Origin of the sequence: Stenotrophomonas sp. Ps181, from assembly GCF_025697425.1 — a bacterium.
Taxonomy (GTDB): Bacteria; Pseudomonadota; Gammaproteobacteria; order Xanthomonadales; family Xanthomonadaceae; genus Stenotrophomonas; species Stenotrophomonas sepilia.
On sequence record NZ_JAHWBI010000006.1, the window covers coordinates 203,062 to 220,227 of the forward strand.

At 66.0% G+C, this 17,166-nt stretch carries 19 protein-coding genes and 1 tRNA gene; 8 read left to right on the forward strand and 12 right to left on the reverse strand.

Going from position 1 to position 17,166, the window contains the following annotated elements:
• The first annotated feature begins 32 nt into the window (after positions 1–32).
• Positions 33–734 (forward strand): 7-carboxy-7-deazaguanine synthase QueE, encoded by a 702-nt coding sequence (gene queE / locus KXV01_RS15320; protein WP_049413329.1) that lies wholly within the window; start codon positions 33–35, stop codon positions 732–734.
• Between the two features lie 77 nt (positions 735–811).
• Positions 812–1,477 carry a 7-cyano-7-deazaguanine synthase QueC gene (gene queC / locus KXV01_RS15325; protein ID WP_005410745.1) on the forward strand — a complete coding sequence of 222 codons (666 nt, stop codon included), beginning with the start codon at positions 812–814 and terminating at the stop codon, positions 1,475–1,477.
• A gap of 65 nt (positions 1,478–1,542) precedes the next feature.
• Here queC and KXV01_RS15330 read toward each other — a convergent pair whose 3' ends face one another.
• Positions 1,543–2,538: a DUF2268 domain-containing putative Zn-dependent protease gene (locus tag KXV01_RS15330; protein ID WP_099494994.1), complete on the reverse strand. Its 996-nt coding sequence runs from the start codon at positions 2,536–2,538 to the stop codon at positions 1,543–1,545.
• A 167-nt stretch (positions 2,539–2,705) separates the two neighbouring features.
• Between KXV01_RS15330 and KXV01_RS15335 the strand changes: the two genes are divergently transcribed.
• A tRNA-Lys gene (locus KXV01_RS15335) sits at positions 2,706–2,781 on the forward strand.
• Positions 2,782–2,937: 156 nt separating this feature from the next.
• Here the strand turns inward: KXV01_RS15335 and KXV01_RS15340 are convergent.
• Positions 2,938–3,294: a helix-turn-helix domain-containing protein gene (locus KXV01_RS15340; protein WP_231109319.1), complete on the reverse strand. Its 357-nt coding sequence runs from the start codon at positions 3,292–3,294 to the stop codon at positions 2,938–2,940.
• Positions 3,295–3,436: 142 nt separating this feature from the next.
• Between KXV01_RS15340 and KXV01_RS15345 the strand changes: the two genes are divergently transcribed.
• Positions 3,437–4,381, forward strand: a complete 945-nt coding sequence (locus KXV01_RS15345; protein ID WP_049456377.1) for an aromatic alcohol reductase — start codon at positions 3,437–3,439, stop codon at positions 4,379–4,381.
• A 395-nt stretch (positions 4,382–4,776) separates the two neighbouring features.
• Here the strand turns inward: KXV01_RS15345 and KXV01_RS15350 are convergent, their stop codons facing one another.
• Together KXV01_RS15350 and KXV01_RS15355 are read right to left on the reverse strand one after the other, a co-directional pair.
• Positions 4,777–5,106, reverse strand: a complete 330-nt coding sequence (locus KXV01_RS15350; protein ID WP_099487632.1) for a hypothetical protein — start codon at positions 5,104–5,106, stop codon at positions 4,777–4,779.
• A gap of 83 nt (positions 5,107–5,189) precedes the next feature.
• Positions 5,190–5,546 (reverse strand): hypothetical protein, encoded by a 357-nt coding sequence (locus tag KXV01_RS15355; RefSeq protein WP_099487634.1) that lies wholly within the window; start codon positions 5,544–5,546, stop codon positions 5,190–5,192.
• Positions 5,547–5,722: 176 nt separating this feature from the next.
• Between KXV01_RS15355 and KXV01_RS15360 the strand changes: the two genes are divergently transcribed.
• The 3 genes from KXV01_RS15360 (at position 5,723) to KXV01_RS15370 (ending at position 8,249) form a co-directional block, all read left to right on the forward strand.
• Entirely contained in the window at positions 5,723–5,941 is a 219-nt protein-coding gene (locus KXV01_RS15360) for a hypothetical protein (RefSeq protein WP_143566379.1), read from the forward strand.
• Between the two features lie 435 nt (positions 5,942–6,376).
• The gene (locus KXV01_RS15365; RefSeq protein ID WP_099494996.1) at positions 6,377–7,228 is read left to right on the forward strand and encodes an alpha/beta hydrolase-fold protein; all 852 of its coding nucleotides are present in this window, start codon (positions 6,377–6,379) and stop codon (positions 7,226–7,228) included.
• A gap of 82 nt (positions 7,229–7,310) precedes the next feature.
• Entirely contained in the window at positions 7,311–8,249 is a 939-nt protein-coding gene (locus KXV01_RS15370; protein WP_099494997.1) for an alpha/beta hydrolase-fold protein, read from the forward strand.
• Positions 8,250–8,306: 57 nt separating this feature from the next.
• On the opposite strand, the gene KXV01_RS15375 is transcribed toward KXV01_RS15370, so the two are convergent.
• Both KXV01_RS15375 and KXV01_RS15380 read right to left on the reverse strand, forming a co-directional pair.
• Positions 8,307–8,729, reverse strand: a complete 423-nt coding sequence (locus tag KXV01_RS15375) for a response regulator (RefSeq protein ID WP_049413341.1) — start codon at positions 8,727–8,729, stop codon at positions 8,307–8,309.
• Positions 8,730–8,821: 92 nt separating this feature from the next.
• Positions 8,822–9,589, reverse strand: a complete 768-nt coding sequence (locus tag KXV01_RS15380; RefSeq protein ID WP_049441281.1) for a CPBP family glutamic-type intramembrane protease — start codon at positions 9,587–9,589, stop codon at positions 8,822–8,824.
• 150 nt (positions 9,590–9,739) lie between these two features.
• Here KXV01_RS15380 and KXV01_RS15385 point away from each other — a divergent pair, with 150 nt between their 5' ends.
• Entirely contained in the window at positions 9,740–10,063 is a 324-nt protein-coding gene (locus KXV01_RS15385; protein ID WP_049413343.1) for a zf-TFIIB domain-containing protein, read from the forward strand.
• A gap of 75 nt (positions 10,064–10,138) precedes the next feature.
• Here the strand turns inward: KXV01_RS15385 and KXV01_RS15390 are convergent, their stop codons facing one another.
• The 6 genes from KXV01_RS15390 to KXV01_RS15415 all read right to left on the reverse strand — a co-directional run bounded on the left by KXV01_RS15390 (position 10,139) and on the right by KXV01_RS15415 (position 17,088).
• Positions 10,139–10,651 carry a GNAT family N-acetyltransferase gene (locus KXV01_RS15390; RefSeq protein WP_099494998.1) on the reverse strand — a complete coding sequence of 171 codons (513 nt, stop codon included), beginning with the start codon at positions 10,649–10,651 and terminating at the stop codon, positions 10,139–10,141.
• An 81-nt stretch (positions 10,652–10,732) separates the two neighbouring features.
• The gene (locus tag KXV01_RS15395) at positions 10,733–11,674 is read right to left on the reverse strand and encodes a copper resistance protein B (protein WP_099494999.1); all 942 of its coding nucleotides are present in this window, start codon (positions 11,672–11,674) and stop codon (positions 10,733–10,735) included.
• Positions 11,671–13,482, reverse strand: coding sequence for a copper resistance system multicopper oxidase (locus KXV01_RS15400; RefSeq protein WP_049413348.1), 1,812 nt, complete (start codon positions 13,480–13,482; stop codon positions 11,671–11,673). Before KXV01_RS15400 ends, KXV01_RS15395 begins: the two co-directional genes overlap by 4 nt.
• Before the next feature lie 75 nt (positions 13,483–13,557).
• The gene (locus tag KXV01_RS15405; RefSeq protein ID WP_099495000.1) at positions 13,558–13,941 is read right to left on the reverse strand and encodes a CopL family metal-binding regulatory protein; all 384 of its coding nucleotides are present in this window, start codon (positions 13,939–13,941) and stop codon (positions 13,558–13,560) included.
• A gap of 152 nt (positions 13,942–14,093) precedes the next feature.
• A complete protein-coding gene (gene recQ, locus KXV01_RS15410; protein ID WP_049441274.1) occupies positions 14,094–15,899 on the reverse strand; it encodes a DNA helicase RecQ in 1,806 nt (601 codons plus the stop codon).
• 640 nt (positions 15,900–16,539) lie between these two features.
• Positions 16,540–17,088 carry a Dps family protein gene (locus KXV01_RS15415; RefSeq protein ID WP_005418469.1) on the reverse strand — a complete coding sequence of 183 codons (549 nt, stop codon included), beginning with the start codon at positions 17,086–17,088 and terminating at the stop codon, positions 16,540–16,542.
• Positions 17,089–17,166: the final 78 nt, after the last annotated feature.

The window sequence follows — 17,166 nt, forward strand, 5'->3', positions numbered from 1 at the left end:
TCGGCTGCCCGTCCCATGAAGAACTTTCCGCCATGACCGCCGTTACCCCGTCCAACGCCGTCGCCACCCCCAGCGACATCGTGCAGTCGCCGCTGCCGCGCCTGAAGATCACCGAGATCTTCACCTCGCTGCAGGGCGAAGCCGAGACCGCTGGCTGGCCGACCGTGTTCGTGCGCCTGACCGGCTGCCCGCTGCGCTGCCAGTACTGCGACACCGCCTATGCCTTCCATGGCGGCACCTGGTGGGATATCGACGATATCGTGGCCGAGGTGCTGGCCCAGGGCGTGCGCCACGTCTGCGTGACCGGCGGCGAGCCACTGGCGCAGAAGCGCTGCCTGGTGCTGCTGCAGAAGCTGTGCGATGCGGGCATGGATGTCTCGCTGGAAACCTCCGGCGCGCTGGATGTCAGCGCAGTGGACCCGCGCGTGTCGCGCGTGGTCGACATCAAGACGCCGGGTTCGGCCGAAGTGGCGCGCAACCGCTGGGAAAACCTGCCGCTGCTGACCGCGCGCGACCAGATCAAGTTCGTCATCTGCAGCCGCGAGGACTACGACTGGGCCAAGGCCATGGTCGCCGAGCACGGCCTGGTGAAGCGTTGCACCGTGTTCTTCTCGCCGAGCAAGGGCGAGATCACCGCGCGGCAGTTGGCCGACTGGATCGTCGAAGACCGGCTGCCGGTGCGCTTCCAGATGCAGTTGCATAAAATCCTGTGGAACGACGAGCCCGGCCGATGAGCCGGTGCAGCGTTCCCTGATGTAGCTCCGGCGCGGGACAGCGTGCTGGCTTTCCCCTCCCAACCGGAAGATTCTCCATGAAGAAGGCAGTCGTGCTTCTCTCCGGCGGCATGGATTCAGCCGCCGTCATCGCCATGGCCCAGGAACAGGGCTTCGCCGTGCACGCCCTGAGCGTGCGCTACGGCCAGCGCCACACCTCCGAACTGGATGCCGCCGCCCGCGTGGCCAAGGCCCAGGGCGTGGTCGCGCACAAGACCGTGGACGTGGACCTGCGCAGCATCGGTGGCTCGGCGCTGACCGATGACATCGACGTACCGGAGGCCGGTGGTGCCGGCATTCCGGTCACCTACGTGCCGGCGCGCAATACCATCATGCTGTCGCTGGCCCTGGGCTGGGCCGAAGTGCTCGGCGCCAACGACATCTTCTGCGGCGTCAACGCCGTCGACTACTCCGGCTACCCCGACTGCCGCCCCGAGTTCGTGGCCGCGTTCCAGGCGCTGGCCAACCTGGCCACCAAGTCCGGCGTGGAGGGGGCGGGCATCAAGGTGCATGCGCCGCTGCAGTTCCTCAGCAAGGGCCAGATCGTCAGCGAAGGCGTGCGCCTGGGCGTGGACTTTGGCTTGACCGTGTCCTGTTACAACGCCGACGCCAACGGCGCCGCCTGCGGCCACTGCGACGCCTGCCGGCTGCGCGCGCAGGGCTTCGCCGAAGCCGGCGTGCCCGACCCTACGCTGTACGCTTGAGGTAATGGGGGCGATGTCCCCCCGTGGTGGGTGCGAATCGTTGGTTCGCACTCCCTGTTCCGCCGCTACCGGCGGCTGGAGTCTGGTAGTGCCGGCCGCTGGCCGGCAGCCTCATCAGGCAACCACCCCGATGCCTCGATGAAGGCCCGCACCGCCTCCGGATCGGCGTAATCCAGCTCGATCATCCGCGCGATCCCCGCCTTCTCATCGGCCTGCTGCCGCATGTACTCCTGCGCTATGCGATACCCGGCGTAGTACCCCAGATCACTCACCCCGAACGGATTGCGGGCGCTGTTGTAGAGCCAGTTGTCGAGGTTACCCCCGTCCATCTCGGCAATGAAACGCGTGCGGATGTCCGCCTCATGCGCGGGCCCGTAGCTGTACAGCGGAAGCGCCGGCCGACGCCCGCTCAGCCGCTCGGCCACATACTCGGCGACGCCCTCGCGCAATGCATGCTGGGCCAGGCTGCCGGTGGTCTCGCGCTGCTGGGTATGCACGTACTCGTGCAGGTTGTTCTGCGCGTTGTTCGCGCCCGGGCGGCTGTCGTAGAAGATCCGCAGCCGGCTGCGCATCGGCTCCGGAAGCTCGCTTACATCCACTCGCTCATCACCCAGCGCCATCTCCGCACCGATCAATACCTTGTTGCCCAGCGTGGTGCCGCCGGTGCGCAGGACACCGATCGCATAGGTGATGGTGGCCGGGCGCAGTGCCGGGTAGAGCGCGCGGAAGGCGGTCAGATCCCGCTCCAGCGTGGCGCTGGCCTGCTGCGCGTTCGCAGTCAACGGCCGTACCGACGTCCAGAAGCGTGGCCATGACTGCATGGCCTCGGCGTACTCGCGGGCGGTGTAATGGCGGGCCTGCATCAGTGCATGCAGGCCGGGGCTGCCCGGATCGATGTAGCGCTGCTGGACCAGCGCCACCCGGCGCTCGGCATCGGGTTCGGCGCGCACCGCGTCATAGGTGGCCCAGAAGCGGGCGATGTCGTCGGTGACGACCTGGGGCGGCGAAGCCAATGCTTTGCAGGGCAGCAGGGCGGCAAGCAGGCTGACGATCAGACGCATCCATGGCTCCAGAAAGGACCACAGATGGGATGCGCCAGTGGCGCCAAAGGTTTAATCCCGCTGGTAGTGCCGGCCGCTGGCCGGCAACCCCGACACACCGGGGTTCCACGCGACCGGCCAAAATAGGGTAGAATGCCCACCCCGCCGAAAGGCCGGGGCGATGCATTGGGCCGTTAGCTCAGTCGGTAGAGCAGAAGACTTTTAATCTTTTGGTCGAAGGTTCGAATCCTTCACGGCCCACCAATTGCATCAACGACTTAGGCGCCCGTGCGGCGCCTTTTTTGTGTCTCCGGAAAAATTAAGTGGATCCACGCTCAAGTGCGTTCCTCCTTCCGGGCGGTTGAACCACCGGCAGTTCATCGTCACCTTCGGCGATCCCGTGGAACGGACAGTGCATCTTCATTTCCCGTCTGAAGAATCAAAATTCTGCCGACATTGGCGGAATTCCTCCGCATGAGCCACTACCCATGTCCACATGGGAATCATCAGTACAAGAAGGTCCTTGCCCAGCGCTGTGATGCTGTACTCCACGTGCGGCGGTACTTCGTGGAAATCCTCCCGGCTGATCAACCCGTCACGCTCCAATTGCCGGAGGGTGCGCGTAAGCATGCGCTGGGTGATCCCCTTCATCCGTCGTGCGACCTCGGCATGACGCAGCGTTCCATACACGCCAAGCGCATGGATGATGCCCAGGGACCAGCGGCTACCAGCGTGCGCCAAAACCTCCCGGCGCAGTCCATCTTCGTCCTCGCTCATCCCGTCGCATATCGCTTGAGAGTGCCTTAGCAGTTCTTCCGGACTCATGAACGGTGCGGTCGGTATCATCGATGTGCCTTCTTACGTGTGGGCCAGTAGGCGAGCAGAATCGCCGCCATCGTACACACACAGGGCGATTTCCATGTCATCTCATATCAGCACTACCCCCTCTCGGTCGATCCTGGTGCTCGGCGCAGGCGAGCTTGGAATGCCTGTCATCCGGAACCTTGCACGTTTGGCCGTAAGTCATCCAGGCACACGGATCAGTGTGATGCTACGGGCGACGTCGATTGACTCAGAACTGCCGGAGAAGCAGCGGGTGGTCGATGAAATCCGCGCCTTGGGGGTGAATATCGTTGCTGGTGATCTGGTGACTGAATCGGTAGAGGCGTTGGCGGCTACCTTTGCGCAGTTTGACACAGTGATTGGATGCACCGGCTATGCCGCAGGCCGCGATACGCCAATGAAGGTTGCGCGTGCGGCGGTGAAGTCGGGTATTCCCCGCTACTTTCCTTGGCAGTTCGGTGTCGATTTCGATGCCATCGGGCGCGGTGGTCCCCAGGACCTGTTCGATGCCCAGCTGGACGTGCGCGAGTATCTGCGTTCGCAGACTGCGATGGACTGGGTGATCATCTCTACTGGAATGTTCACCAGTTACCTCTTCGAGCCGGACTTCGGGGTGGTCGACCTGGTTGGGCATAAAGTGAACGCGTTGGGCTCGGCGAGCAATGCTGTCACCCTGACCACGCCGGATGACATCGGCGCAATGACAGCGCGCATCGTGTTCCACGCACCTGCGATCCGCAACGAGATCGTGTATCTGGCAGGCGATACCATCCGCTACGGTGACCTTCCGGATATTCTGCAGAAGGCGTTCGGGGAACCTTTCGAGCTGGTGATCTGGGGCGTACCCCAGCTCATGCAGGAACTGGCTAACGACCCGGGCAACATGATAAAGAAGTATCGCGCCGCCTTTGCCCAAGGGAGGGGCGTTGCGTGGGATGTGGAGCGAACCTTCAATGCGAAGATCGGGGCCGAGCTACAGGGCGTGCAGGCGTGGCTGGATTCCAACGTGCAGCGCTCCTGATTTGCCGCTGGATTGTGAGGAGGCGCCCGCTGGGCGCCTTTTTCATTGCCGTTCCCGCCCGCACGCTCACGATGGTCGCACGTCGCGGCACACCAGTTCACCAGTGGCTCGGTAACCGGCGTCAAACGGTGGAACCTTGGTCGTGGACCCCGTGTATATCCCTTGAGACGGCGGAAAAATTGTCGAGTGAGCTTAGGATCGGCAATGGTTCCACGCTCGGCGGGCGGAAAAATAGAGCGGCGCACCCGGTTGTTTTCAAAGGAGTCGCAAGCCTTCTTTTGATCTTTTTGGTCGAAGGTTCGAATCCTTCACGGCCCACCAATGCAATCAATGACCCAAGTCATTCAGAAAGGCACCGCTCAGCGGTGCCTTTTGTGTTGTTGCCCGCAAAATGCCTATTTCGCCTTGGCGCCGCGCGCCCGCGCCGCCTCGCGTTCGGTGGCTGCCTGCGCGCCAACGGCTGCAGCATTGGCGGCGGCATTCGCAGCCCGCACCGCTGTCGCACGATCCGCATCGAACCGCGCCTGCCGCTGGGCGCTGGAGGTGCGTTCCAGTTCCAGCGAGGCAAGAAAACTGTCTGGATGCTTTGCGGCACACGCCTGCTGTACCAGTTGCACAGCATGATCGGACAGCCCGGGCTGGATATTGCCCAGCAGGCAATCGGCATACGGAACGGACGCAGCCGGGCCAGCAGCCAGCGCGGCAACGATCACGACATTCAACACGCAAACCTCCTTGTAGGTTTCGATGGGACCCGGTGCCGGCCGGTCCGGCCCCAGTATGGCCCGGTTCGCGGCACAGGGTGATGCTACTCCGGCCGCACATCCCGGCACACCAGCTCGGCCAGGCTGCGGCAGGCGAAGAACAGCCCTTCAATCACGCCGGCATCCAGATGCCGGTCCGGCGTGGCCATTGCCCGGCAGCGGTCGGCGGCGTGCAGCATTTCCACCACGGTCAGCATGCCGATGGCGGCCCGTTCCACCCGCGACAGGGCAACCCCGCGCCCGATGGAAACGCTGGTTTCAGGCCAGGGCAGGCCATCGGCGCCTTCGCCCGCGCGGATGCGCTTGAGGCAGCCTAGAAACGTGCTCAGTTCGGGCGAAGGGTTGTCGTCGTCATAGTGAGTACTGGCGGTGTACGAAGCATAGGGCGGACGATCGGTCATCTCGGCTTCCTCGACTCTGGAGTGGGCGTGCCACCGCGCAGAACGGGTGGCGGGCGATGCGTGGCTGCAAGCCGGAATGACAGTAAGCAGTTAACCGGCGGGTCCGAAGACCCCCACGCAGCGCCCGCCATGAAGACCGACGGATCACCCGCCGGCATGGTCCAGAGACAGTGCCGATGGGTGAGCGCAAACAACATGCTTACAGTCATCACGGGCTTGCAGGCCCGCTGCCACCCGTTGTCGGTGGCGCGGCATGGTGTTTACGCCTGCGCCTGGACCTCAATGAGGATTTTCCGAAGAACGGTGCGGAATCCAGGCGCGCGACGATGGTGGCGCAGGCCGCGCCGACGCAGCAAGCGACAGGGCGCGACGCATGTGCTCAGGCGCTTGGCTAATCACGTTGGAAAATGTCGGCAACTGCCGCTGACGGCACGTTTGCCGTGATGGGGTACGTGGAAAGTGGGCGCCACGTTTGCCAGCCGTGGTGGTACGGAACAGCGGGTCACGCACTCAAAAATCGGTGCATCTGCGACGTCCAAGGTGTTGTAGAGCCGAGCCATGCTCGGCTGCGATTTGCGCGGTGGGCTGAGCCGAGCGTGGGCTCGGCTCTACAGTGATCCGTCCCATCCACGACGGTTGAGCTGTTGTAGAGTCAAGCCATGCTCGGCTGCGATTTGCATGGGAAACCGAGCCGTACCCGGTTGCGCGCGGGGAGGTCATCCCCGCATGGCATGGATCCACGCATCTGGCAGGGATGCTGAGCGTGCAGAAGCCGCCAATGCCTGCCGCTGGGGGCTATGCTCGGTCTCTATCCCAGGACGGGTCACCCCATGCGCTTGATCATGCTGTCGCTGTTGTTGTCCGCCATCTCCGTCGCGCCGCTGATGGCCGCCGAACCGGCACCATCCGCACAGGCATCGCCGGCAAACCCGCTGGTGATCGGCGAAACCTTCACCATCGAATCGAAGGCGCTGGGCGAGACCCGCCGCATCAATGTCTACCGTCCGCAGCCGTGGGGCCTGGACCCGAAAGCGCCGCTGCCGGTGCTCTACATGCCCGACGGCGGCATCGATGAGGATTTCCTGCATGTGGCCGGGCTGGTGCAGGTGCTCAGCGGCAACGGCAGCATGCGTCCGTTCCTGCTGGTCGGCATCGAGAACACCGAGCGCCGCCGCGACATGACCGGCCCCAGCAGCGACCCGCAGGACCAGAAGATCGCACCGCGCATCGGTGGCTCGGTGGCCTACCGCGCGTTCCTGCGCGATGAACTGATGCCGCAGGTCCGCCAGCGCTACCCGACCACCGACGAGCGCGCACTGATCGGCGAGTCGCTGGCCGGCCTGTTCGTGGTGGAAACACTGCTGCAGGAGCCGATGCTGTTCAACAGCTACATCGCGCTGGACCCCAGCCTGTGGTGGAACCGGGGCACGATGCTGGCGGCCGCGGCCAAGCAGTTGCCGGCCGTGATGCGCGCGCAGCCGCGCGTGTTCCTGGCCAGCAGTGGGCAGCCGGAGCTGGCTGCGTCCGCCGCACAGTTGGCCACGCTGCTGCAGCAGGCGTCGCCATCGCCACTGGTGAAGTACCTGCCGCTGCCGGAGGAAACCCACGCCACGATCTATCACCCGGCCGCCTTGCAGGCGCTGCGCACGCTGTTCCCGCCGCCGCCGCCGGCCTCGCCCTGACCGCACTGGCAGCGGCGTGCACAGCATGCAAGGATGCGGCAGCGGCGCCATCCGGTGCGCCGCCCGCAATGGGAGCGTGTGGATGCAGCGTGTGCGTGGATGGAGTATGGCGGCCTGCCTGGCCGTGAGTGGCTGTGCGATGTCGGTGGCGCCACCGGCAACGCAGCCTGAAGCGAAGGGCGACGCGACCAAGGCCGCGACGGGCGTGGTGCTGCCGGACACCGAAGCGCTGCGCGTGCACGATCCGGTGGGCCGCGATTACCCGATCTGGGTAGCACTGCCGGCTGACTATGCGGCGCATCCGGAAAAGCACTACCCGGTGCTGTATGTGACCGACGCGCTGTACAGCTTCCCGCTGGTGCGCAGCGTGCGCAACATGGTGGGCCAGAAGGGCGTCAACATCGAGGATTTCATCCTGGTCGGGCTGCCGCCGCAGGAGGGCCTGACCTCCAAGCAGAGCCGCTCGCGCGATTACACGCCCAGCAATCCAGCGCGTACGGTCGATGGCTACTACAGCGATGACGTCACCTACGGCGGTGCCGCGCACTACCGCGATTTCCTGGCAGCGCAGGTGCTGCCGATGGTCGATGCACGCTACCGCACCGATCCCGCCCGCCGCATGTTCGCCGGCCATTCCTATGGCGCCTTGTTCGGGGCCTACGTGTTGACGACCCAGCCGGACATGTTCAGCACCTACATCCTGTCCAGCCCGTCGCTGTGGTTCGACCAGCTGCTGCTGCCGCGTATGCAGGATGCCGCTGTGATTCCGGCGCAGCCGACGCGGGTGCTGTTGTCGGTGGGAAGCTACGAGACGGACAAGCCGGGGCCGCGTTACTCAACCGGGAACGACATGCTGCGGCAGACTGCCGACTTCACTGCACAGCTTGAGCGCAGTGGCCGCAAGTTGAAGGTGGACAACGTAGTGATCGACGGTGAGGACCACCTGACCGTCTACCCGCGGGTGATCACCCGTGCGCTGCTGGACGTGATGCCGGGAGAGGGGCCGTATACCAGCGGCTGATGGCCGGTTGCATCCACGCGTGGCGCGGATACTGGGGTGTTGGCGCGGATGACTGCCTCACGCCGCCTGCGCGTCCGGCCCGATCAGTACGCCCACATCGGCGTGCCGGAAGCACAGCCGGATGGCGTCGAGCAGCTCGCTCATGTTGTAGGGCTTGGGCAGGAAATGAATGCCGTCGCGCAGCTGCGGCAGCACCTGGTGCTGGTCCATGCCCGACGTCACCAGGATCGGCAGCTGGGGATACAGGCTGCGAACCCGGTTGGCGGCTTCAATGCCGCTGATCGGGCCCAGGTTGACGTCGGTGAACAGCAGGTCGAAACGCTCACCGGCGGCCAGCAGGCCCAGTGCTGCTTCGGCAGAGCTCACACCCACCACGTGGCAGGCCTGGCTTTCCAGCGCAAGACGGCTCAGCTCGCGGGTTTCCTCGGCATCCTCGATCAGCAGGACGCGGGGTTCAACGTGGCGCTTGGACAGCAACATGACGCTACAGCTCCGGAAAGCAGCAATGAAAAGGCGCGCAAGTATGCGCAAGCCGGGGGTGATCCCGGCGTGCACGCCAGGCTAAGTGGGCGTTACAGCGAGCGCTGGCGCTGGCGGCGTACCTGCCAGGCCAGCACCGCCACCGCCAGCAGCGCGGTGCCGATACGCAGGCTGGTGGCCTGCCAGCCCAGCGCAACGACGTCGTCGAGGCTGAACACGTTCCACGCCATGTTCATCGATACGTGCAGCACCAGGCCGCACCACAGGGTGTCGCCGTCCAGATGGTCGAGCCAAGCGAAGATGAAGCCGCCCAGTGCGATGACCGCGCCGACGAACAGGGCAGTGCCGCCGCCGTCGAAGCCGCCGAAGCCCAGCCAGTGCACCCAACCGAACAGCAGCGCCTGCGGCAGCGCAAGCAGGGACCACGGGCCACGCATGAGCTTCACCACCAGCACGAAGCCGAGGCCGCGGAACAGCACTTCCTCGGCCAGTGGGAACAGCACGGCGAGCATCGTCGCATCGAGTGCGGTCAGTGCGGTGTTGGGCGTGCCCAGCACCGCCAGGCCCAGCCAGCAGGGCAGGCTGGCCAGCAGCACCCACAATGGGCCGCGCCAGCCGTTCCCGTGCAGCCCCAGGCTGGCCATCAGGCCCACCCCACGCGGGCGCAGCAGTGCGGCCAGGAGCAGCGCCAGCAGGACGGCCAGTGCGTTGTCCAGCAGGCTGCCGCCGTAGGGCATAGGCAACGCGGGAATCGGCGCGCCTGCGGCCGCAGCGACATCGCGCAGATTCAGGCCAACGCCGACGCCGAGCAGCACCAGCAGCAGGCGCGCGGCGTTGGGCAGGCGGGACAGGACGGTCATGCACGCACTCCCTGCGGAACCAGCGTGGAGTGTGGAAGGCGGCCGGGGACGCTGGCACGCGCCGGAAGTCCCTGTGCCATCGGTCATGTGTTGCCGCACAGTCATCGGTGGGCAGGTAAAGTCGTTGCCAGACCTTCAGGAGCCATGCCCATGCTGTGCCCCGTGTGCAAGACCCAGACCCTGCAGATGGCCGAGCGCCATGGCATCGAGATCGATTACTGCCCCGGCTGCCGTGGCGTGTGGCTGGACCGTGGCGAGCTGGACAAGATCATCGAACGCGCCGGTGCCGGCGCTGCGGTGCCGCCGCCGGCACCTGTGCAGGCGCAGCCGGCCGCTGCGACGCCGCCGCCGGTGATGCATCGCGATACCCGCCACCTGGGCCAGCGCTACGAGGACAACCGTGGCCAGCAGTACGGCCATGGGTACAAGAAAAAGAAGAAGGACAGCTTCCTGTCGGAGCTGTTCGATTTCTAGTTTGTAGCGTCGAGCCATGCTCGACGGGATGTTGCAGGCCCTGGTCGAGCATGGCGCGACTCTACAGAGACGCGATCACGGCCGCCGCAGGATGAACTCGCGGTCGTGCGTGTCACCGACGATGAAGTCGTACTCGCCGACCTTGCTGCAACCGTAGCGCGCGTAGAAGCGTTGCGCGCCGGAGTTTTCTTCCCATACGCCCACCCACAGGGTGCGGCGGCGCGGCTGGTCCAGCCAGGCCATGAACGCGTCCATCAGGCGTGCACCATGGCCGCCGTTCTGGTGTGCGGCCAGGATGTAGAACCGCTTCAGTTCGATGTCGCCCTCGCATGCGTCGGCATGCGGGAGGGTGTTGGCGCCGGCGGCCAGGTAGCCGACCACGGCGTCAGCGTCCATCAGCAACCAGACCGCGCTGCGCGGGTCGGACAGTTCGGTTCGCTGCGGTTCGCTGCTGTAGTGCGCCTGCAGGAAATCATGCAGCTCCTGCGGCGGATAGGAATCGCCCCAGGTTTCGTTGTAGGTGGCAATCGCGATGGCCGACAGGGCGTCGACATCGGCAAGGGTGGCGCGGCGGATCTGCAACGACATGGGGGTGCCTGCAATGGAGCGTGGCGCAGTGTAGCCGGCCCCGGCGGCTGCCGGGGCCGGCCATTGCTCACGAACCGCTGCTCAGAACCACATGCGCACGCCCGCCACCCAGCGCGTGTCGCGTGCGTGGTCGCCAGCATAGTCGGCGGTGTCGCCAAACGTGCGCTCGTGGCTGATGCCGATGTACGGCGCGAAACGGCGGCTCAATTCATAACGCAGGCGCAGCCCGGCTTCGACCTTGTTCAGTCCGCGACCAATGCCGTACTCCGGTTCATCCTTGGCTGCGACGGTGGCTTCCAGCAGCGGCTGCAGGATCAGGCGGTTGGTCAGCAGCACGTCGTACTCGACCTCGGCCTTGGCCAGTACCTGGCCACCGGAGCCCATGTACAGCGTCGCCGAGCTCTCGAATTTGTACGGTGCAAGGCCCTGGATGCCGATGGCCGCCCAGGTACGCGAGTCGGCCGGCCGGAAGTCCTGGCGCACGCCGACCAGCACGTCCCACCACGGCGATACGCTGCGACCATACAGTGCTTCCAGTGACGACGATTCCGTACGGCCGCGGCTGCGTTCGCCATCGGTGCGCAGCCACAGGCGGTTGATGTTGCCACCGATCCAGCCGGTGGCCTCCCAGGCCTGGCCGGTGCTGTTCTTGCCGTCCCATTGTTCGAGGCGATCGATCAGCAGCAGGCTGTTGATCTCCGGTGCATGCGCCATCGCACCGTGCCCGATCGGTGGGAATGCGGCAGCGCGGTCGGCATCGGCGAGAACCGGGATGGGTTCGCGCGGTTCGGTTGGTGCGGGCGCGCCGGGCCCCATCGCTGCGTGGTCCATTGTTGAATGGTCCATCGTCGAGTGATCCATCGTCGAATGGTCCATCTTCGAATGATCGGCCGGTGTCGTTGCGGTCTTCGCCGGCGGCGCCATCGCGCCCATGTCATGCCCGGCATGCGATTGTGCGAACACCGGCAGTGCGGCAGCCAGGCCCAGGGCCAGCAGGCTGGGGGAAAGCAGTGAGCGGCTCATTCTTCGATCCTCACTTCGCGCATCATGCCCGCTTCCATGTGGTACAGCAGATGGCAGTGGTAGGCCCAGCGACCGAGCGCATCGGCACGCACGCGGTAACTGCGGCGGGTGCCCGGTGGCATGTCGATGGTGTGCTTGCGCAGCTGGAATTCGCCCTGCGCGTTCTCCAGATCGCTCCACACGCCGTGCAGGTGGATCGGGTGCTGCATCATGGTGTCGTTGACCAATACGATGCGCATGCGCTCGCCGTAGTTCAGTCGCAGCGGTTCGGCGCTGGCGAATGGAATGCCGTCGAACGACCAGGAGAACTTCTCCATGTGCCCGGTCAGGTGCAGCTCGATCTCGCGGCTCGGCTCGCGGCCATCGGGATCCTCGAACAGGCTGCGCATCGCGCCGTAGGTGAGTACCTGGCGACCGTTGTCGCGCAGACCGATGCCGGGATCGTCCAGCTTCGGTTCGGTGGCCGAGCTCTGCATGTCCACCAGCGGGTTGTTGCGCTCGCTGGCCGGGTGCTTCGGCGCCCTGCTGGCGGTATCGCCGCCGCCGTGCGGGCCGTGGCCCATGCTGGCGCCGCAGCCGCCTTCCATGCCCTTCATCGCGGCCATGTCGTGGCCACCATGGTCACCACTACCCATGTCGTGCCCCATGTCGCTCATCGTCAGCAACGGGCGTGGGTCGCGCGCGGGAATCGGTGCCTGCAGGCCATGGCGGACCGCCAGCGTGCCGGCGGCAAAGCCGGTACGGCCCATGTCCTGGCAGAAGATGGTGAACGCGTCCTGCCCGGTCGGTTCCACCAGCACGTCGTAGGTTTCGGCCGGCGCGATGCGGAACTCGTCGATGCTGACCGGATGGATGTACTGGCCGTCGGCGGCGACCACGGTCATCTTCAGGCCGGGAATGCGCACGTCGAAGTAGGTCATCGAGGCGCCGTTGATGAAGCGCAGCAGCACTTTCTCGCCGCTGCGGAACAGCCCGGTCCAGTTGCCGGCCGGGGCGGTGCCGTTCATCAGGTAGGTGTAGGTATGCGCGTTGATATCGGAGATGTCGGTGGGCGTCATCCGCATCCGCCCCCACATGCCACGGTCGGACAACGCGGCCGACCAACCGTCGCGCTTCACGTCACGCAGGAAGTCGGGCAGGGTGCGCTTGTAGTAGTTGTCATGCTCGGCGAGCTTCTTCATGCGCCGGAACAGCGCGCCCGGATCCATGTCGGTCCAGTCCGACAGCATGATCACGTGCTCGCGGTCGTGCCGGTACGGCGCTGGCTCGGCCGGGTCGATGATCAGCGCACCGTACAGGCCGGCCTGCTCCTGGAACATCGAGTGGCTGTGGTACCAGTAGGTTCCCGACTGCTTCAGTTCGAAGTGGTAGTGGTAGGTCTCACCGGGGCCGATGCCATTGAAGCTCAGCCCCGGGACACCGTCCATGTTCGCAGGCAGCAGGATGCCGTGCCAATGGATCGAGGTCGGGTGGCGGGCCAGTGTGTTGCGCACGAACAGGTCCACGGACTGGCCTTCGCGCCAGCGCAGGATCGGCGCCGGCAGCGAGCCGTTGACGGTGATCGCCGGTCGGGTGCGGCCGGTGAAATTGGCCAGCGATTCGCCGATGGCCAGTTCGATGCGGGTATCGCTGAGCACGGCCGGAGCGCCAGCCAGGCGTGGGGTGGCAGTGGCCGCGGCAAGCGCACGCTGCGGCACGCCGACGGCAGCAATGCCGGCGACCACGCCACCGGCGGCCAGGCCCTGCACGAACAGGCGGCGCGACGGCATGGGCAGGGCGCCCGGGCCGGGGGGATTACGGGTATTCATGAGGATGACTCCAGACACGGAAAGACGCCGGCAGGCCGCCGGCTCCGGTGCGCAGCGCGCACGCTGCGTGTGGAATCAGCCGATGGGAGGGCGTGAGATCGGCGGCAGCGGCGGCGCCGGCCGGCCGGTGGCCGGCATCGGCTGCGGGGCCAGCGACAGGCCGGGGCCCGCCAGGTACGGCAACGGCTGCACCACCAGCAGCGGGTGCTGGGCGCAGCTGCGCACGCAGTCCTTGATCTGGCAGTGGGCGTCGTGGGCCGGGGCCTGGGCCTGCGGGGCCGGGTCGGCCTGCATACCCGCGTGGTGGTGGCAGTCGGCAGTGCCGCCATCAACAGCAGCGGCCACGGCGTGCGCCATCCGGCCCATTTCTTCGTGACCACGGGCCATGGCCGCGTTCAGCCCGTTGAGCAACAGGCTGAGCATGAGCACGACGCGGAGCAGGGTCGAGGCCAGGGACATGACGCTAATCTAGCCGCAAGCGGGCGCGGATGCACTTCCGGCTGAATGGCCGGTTCAAGGTTGGAGCCGCACCAATGTAGAGCCGAGCCGGCGCTCGGCTGCTTCTGCGGCAATGGCAGCCGAGCGCCGGCTCGGCTCTACAGGAGCCCGGCTTACCCCTCTTCGCGCACGATCTCGACCAGGCGCGGGCCGTAGCGGCTCAGCTTGGTGCCGCCGATGCCACCGACCCGGGCCAGTTCGTCCAGGCTGGTCGGGCGCTGTTCGGCGATGTTGCGCAGGGTGCTGTCGTGGAAGATCACGAAGGCCGGCACGTTCTGCTCGCGGGCCAGTTCGGCACGCAGGCCGCGCAGCGCGTTGAACAGGGCCAGGTCCTGCGGCAGCACCGACAGGCCGGTGCGCTGCGCACTGCGCTCGCGTCCGCTGCTGCTGCTGGCCGGGTCGCGGCGCATGCTGATCTGGCGGCGGCCGGTCAGCACGTCGCGGCTGGCGTCGGTCAGGCGCAGGCCGCCGTGGCCCTCGCTGTCCACTTCCAGCAGGCTGGCGGCGACCAGCTGGCGGAACACGCTGCGCCAGGTGCGTGCATCCAGATCGCGGCCGATGGCATAAGTGCTCAGCTTGTCGTGGCCCTGCTGCCTCACCTTCTCGTTCTCGCTGCCGCGCAGGATGTCGATCAGGTGGCCGACACCGAAGCGCTGGCCGCTGCGGTAGACGCAGCTCAGCGCCTTCTGTGCCGGTATGGTCGCGTCCCACGAGGCCGGCGGCGTCAAGCAGTTGTCGCAGTTGCCGCAGGGCTGGGGGTAGGTTTCGCCGAAGCCGGCCAGCAGCACCTGGCGACGGCACTGCATGGATTCACAGTAGCCCAGCAGATGATCGAGCTTGGCCCGCTCCAGCTGCTTGCGCTCTTCGCCCGCCTCGGACTGCTCGATCATCTGCTTGAGCAGTACCACATCACCCAGGCCGTAGCACAGCCAGGCCTCGGCGGCTTCGCCATCGCGGCCTGCGCGGCCGGTTTCCTGGTAGTAGCCCTCCATCGACTTGGGCAAGTCGGTATGCGCGACGAAGCGCACGTCCGGCTTGTCGATGCCCATGCCGAAGGCGATGGTGGCACACATCACGATGCCGTCCTCGCGCAGGAAGCGGCGCTGGTTGCTGGCGCGCACTTCCGGCGGCAGGCCGGCGTGGTAGGGCAGAGCGTTGAAGCCCTGGCCGCAGAGGAATTCAGCGGTCTCCTCGACCTTGCGCCGCGACATGCAGTAGACGATGCCGGCCTCGCCACGGTGGCCGCGCAGGAAGTCGGTCAGCTGCTTGCGGGCATTGTCCTTCTGCACCACGGTGTAGCGGATGTTGGGGCGGTCGAACGAGCTGACGAAGTGGCGGGCTTCCTGCAGATCGAGGCGCTCGGCGATCTCGCGCTGGGTCGGCGGATCGGCGGTGGCGGTCAGCGCGATCCGCGGGATCTGCGGCCAACGCTCGTGCAGCACGGTCAACTGGCGATATTCGGGGCGGAAGTCATGGCCCCACTGCGACACGCAGTGCGCCTCGTCGATGGCGAACAGGGCGATCTGGCTGCGCGACAGCAGCGACAGGAAACGCCCGGTCAGCAGCCGCTCGGGGGCGACATAGAGCATGTCCAGTTCGCCGGCGAGCAGCTCGCGCTCGACGCGGCCGGCGGTCTCGGCATCCAGGGTTGAATTCAGGTACTCGGCGCGCACGCCGAGCTGGCGCAGGGCTTCGACCTGGTCCTGCATCAGCGCGATCAGCGGCGAGATGACGATGCCGCAACCGTCACGCAGCAGGGCCGGGACCTGGTAGCACAGCGATTTGCCGCCGCCGGTGGGCATCAGCACCAGGGCGTCGTGACCGGCAGCCACATGCTCCACGATGTCCTGCTGCGGACCACGGAAATCGTCGTAACCAAAGACGCGTTGGAGCAGGTCGTGCGCGGGACGGGAAGCCATCCGCTTAGTTTACCCCGGCGGGGGAGTCGGCAGGGCTGCGCCCTGCACCTGCAGAAGCGTTCAAGCCAGGGCAACGTCAAAGGCAACAGCCGGCTCTGGGGTGATCCGTTGTTTGGTGGGGCGGTGTCGGATTGCGGGGACGCCGTAAACCCCCAGACCGGCCCAGCCGCTGGCGGCTGTGCGTTCGGGCGCTTGCGAAGCAGTGCTTCGCAAGCAAAGCGCCCTCACCCCTGGGGGCTCGATGGCGCCATCCATGGCGCCAACGGTCCTGCAAGCCCACACCGCCCCGCCTTCGACGGTTTCCCGGTCACGGAGGGTCCATCCACGCCATGCGTGGATGAAATCTGTCAGATATCGACAAACAAAATGGGGTCAGATCCCGTTTTCTTGCGGAAAACGGATCTGACCCCAATGGCTTTGCTGGCAGATCGCGGAAAACTGTCGAAGGCGGGGTGGGTCCGGTTGCGGGGGCGTGAGCCGCATGGATGCGGCGACCGAGCCTACATGGACGTATTCACGGCGTCCCCCGCAACCGGACCTACCCCGCCAACCCACAGGAAACCCGCTTCTGCTCCGGCTGTTGCCGTTGCCGTTGCCTCTGCGGGTGCAGGGCGCAGCCCTGCCGAACCGCCCCCAACCCTTACTGCAACAGCGAGCGCAGCATCCAGGCATACTTCTCGTGGGTCTGCAGCCGCTGGGTCATCAGATCCTCGGTCGGGGCGTCGTCCCCCTTGGCCGCCACGTCCAGGACTTCACGTGCCGTACGGCAGACCGCTTCGTTGGCGACCACCAACTGGCGTACCATTTCACGCCAGTCCGCACTGTCGGTCAGGCCCGGTTCCTCGACGATCGAGGTCAGCGCAGCGAATTCCCGGTAGGAGCCCGGGGCATTGAAGCCCAGCGCGCGGATGCGCTCGGCCACATCGTCCAGTGCCGCCCACTGCTCGGTGTACTGCGTCTCGAACATGGTGTGCAGCGAGTTGAACATCGACCCGGTCACATTCCAGTGGAAGTTGTGCGTCTTCAGGTAGAGCGTGAACGCATCGGCCTGGAAGCGCGACAGACCGTCGGCGATCTTCTTGCGGTCGCCCTGGGTGATCCCGATATCGATGTTCGGCGCCGACGGTGCCGCCGCTGCAAGCTTCTGCTTGCCGGTCTTGGCCTTGGTCGTGCTCTTGGTCTTCGCCATGGGGTTCCTCCTTGTGGAATCGTTGGCCTTCACAATAAACCGGTCGTGATGACTGGTCGCTTTCAAAGTTTTGAACGA

Excerpts from the sequence above, each read along its gene's own strand:
- queE (WP_049413329.1), top strand. The coding sequence starts at position 33 with ATGACCGCCGTTACCCCGTCCAACGCCGTCGCCACCCCCAGCGACATC.
- queC (WP_005410745.1), top strand. The coding sequence starts at position 812 with ATGAAGAAGGCAGTCGTGCTTCTCTCCGGCGGCATGGATTCAGCCGCC.
- KXV01_RS15330 (WP_099494994.1), bottom strand. The coding sequence starts at position 2,538 with ATGCGTCTGATCGTCAGCCTGCTTGCCGCCCTGCTGCCCTGCAAAGCA.
- KXV01_RS15340 (WP_231109319.1), bottom strand. The coding sequence starts at position 3,294 with ATGAGCGAGGACGAAGATGGACTGCGCCGGGAGGTTTTGGCGCACGCT.
- KXV01_RS15345 (WP_049456377.1), top strand. The coding sequence starts at position 3,437 with ATGTCATCTCATATCAGCACTACCCCCTCTCGGTCGATCCTGGTGCTC.
- KXV01_RS15355 (WP_099487634.1), bottom strand. The coding sequence starts at position 5,546 with ATGACCGATCGTCCGCCCTATGCTTCGTACACCGCCAGTACTCACTAT.
- KXV01_RS15360 (WP_143566379.1), top strand. The coding sequence starts at position 5,723 with ATGGGTGAGCGCAAACAACATGCTTACAGTCATCACGGGCTTGCAGGC.
- KXV01_RS15365 (WP_099494996.1), top strand. The coding sequence starts at position 6,377 with ATGCGCTTGATCATGCTGTCGCTGTTGTTGTCCGCCATCTCCGTCGCG.
- KXV01_RS15370 (WP_099494997.1), top strand. The coding sequence starts at position 7,311 with ATGCAGCGTGTGCGTGGATGGAGTATGGCGGCCTGCCTGGCCGTGAGT.
- KXV01_RS15375 (WP_049413341.1), bottom strand. The coding sequence starts at position 8,729 with ATGTTGCTGTCCAAGCGCCACGTTGAACCCCGCGTCCTGCTGATCGAG.
- KXV01_RS15380 (WP_049441281.1), bottom strand. The coding sequence starts at position 9,589 with ATGACCGTCCTGTCCCGCCTGCCCAACGCCGCGCGCCTGCTGCTGGTG.
- KXV01_RS15385 (WP_049413343.1), top strand. The coding sequence starts at position 9,740 with ATGCTGTGCCCCGTGTGCAAGACCCAGACCCTGCAGATGGCCGAGCGC.
- KXV01_RS15390 (WP_099494998.1), bottom strand. The coding sequence starts at position 10,651 with ATGTCGTTGCAGATCCGCCGCGCCACCCTTGCCGATGTCGACGCCCTG.
- KXV01_RS15395 (WP_099494999.1), bottom strand. The coding sequence starts at position 11,674 with ATGAGCCGCTCACTGCTTTCCCCCAGCCTGCTGGCCCTGGGCCTGGCT.
- KXV01_RS15400 (WP_049413348.1), bottom strand. The coding sequence starts at position 13,482 with ATGAATACCCGTAATCCCCCCGGCCCGGGCGCCCTGCCCATGCCGTCG.
- KXV01_RS15405 (WP_099495000.1), bottom strand. The coding sequence starts at position 13,941 with ATGTCCCTGGCCTCGACCCTGCTCCGCGTCGTGCTCATGCTCAGCCTG.
- recQ (WP_049441274.1), bottom strand. The coding sequence starts at position 15,899 with ATGGCTTCCCGTCCCGCGCACGACCTGCTCCAACGCGTCTTTGGTTAC.
- KXV01_RS15415 (WP_005418469.1), bottom strand. The coding sequence starts at position 17,088 with ATGGCGAAGACCAAGAGCACGACCAAGGCCAAGACCGGCAAGCAGAAG.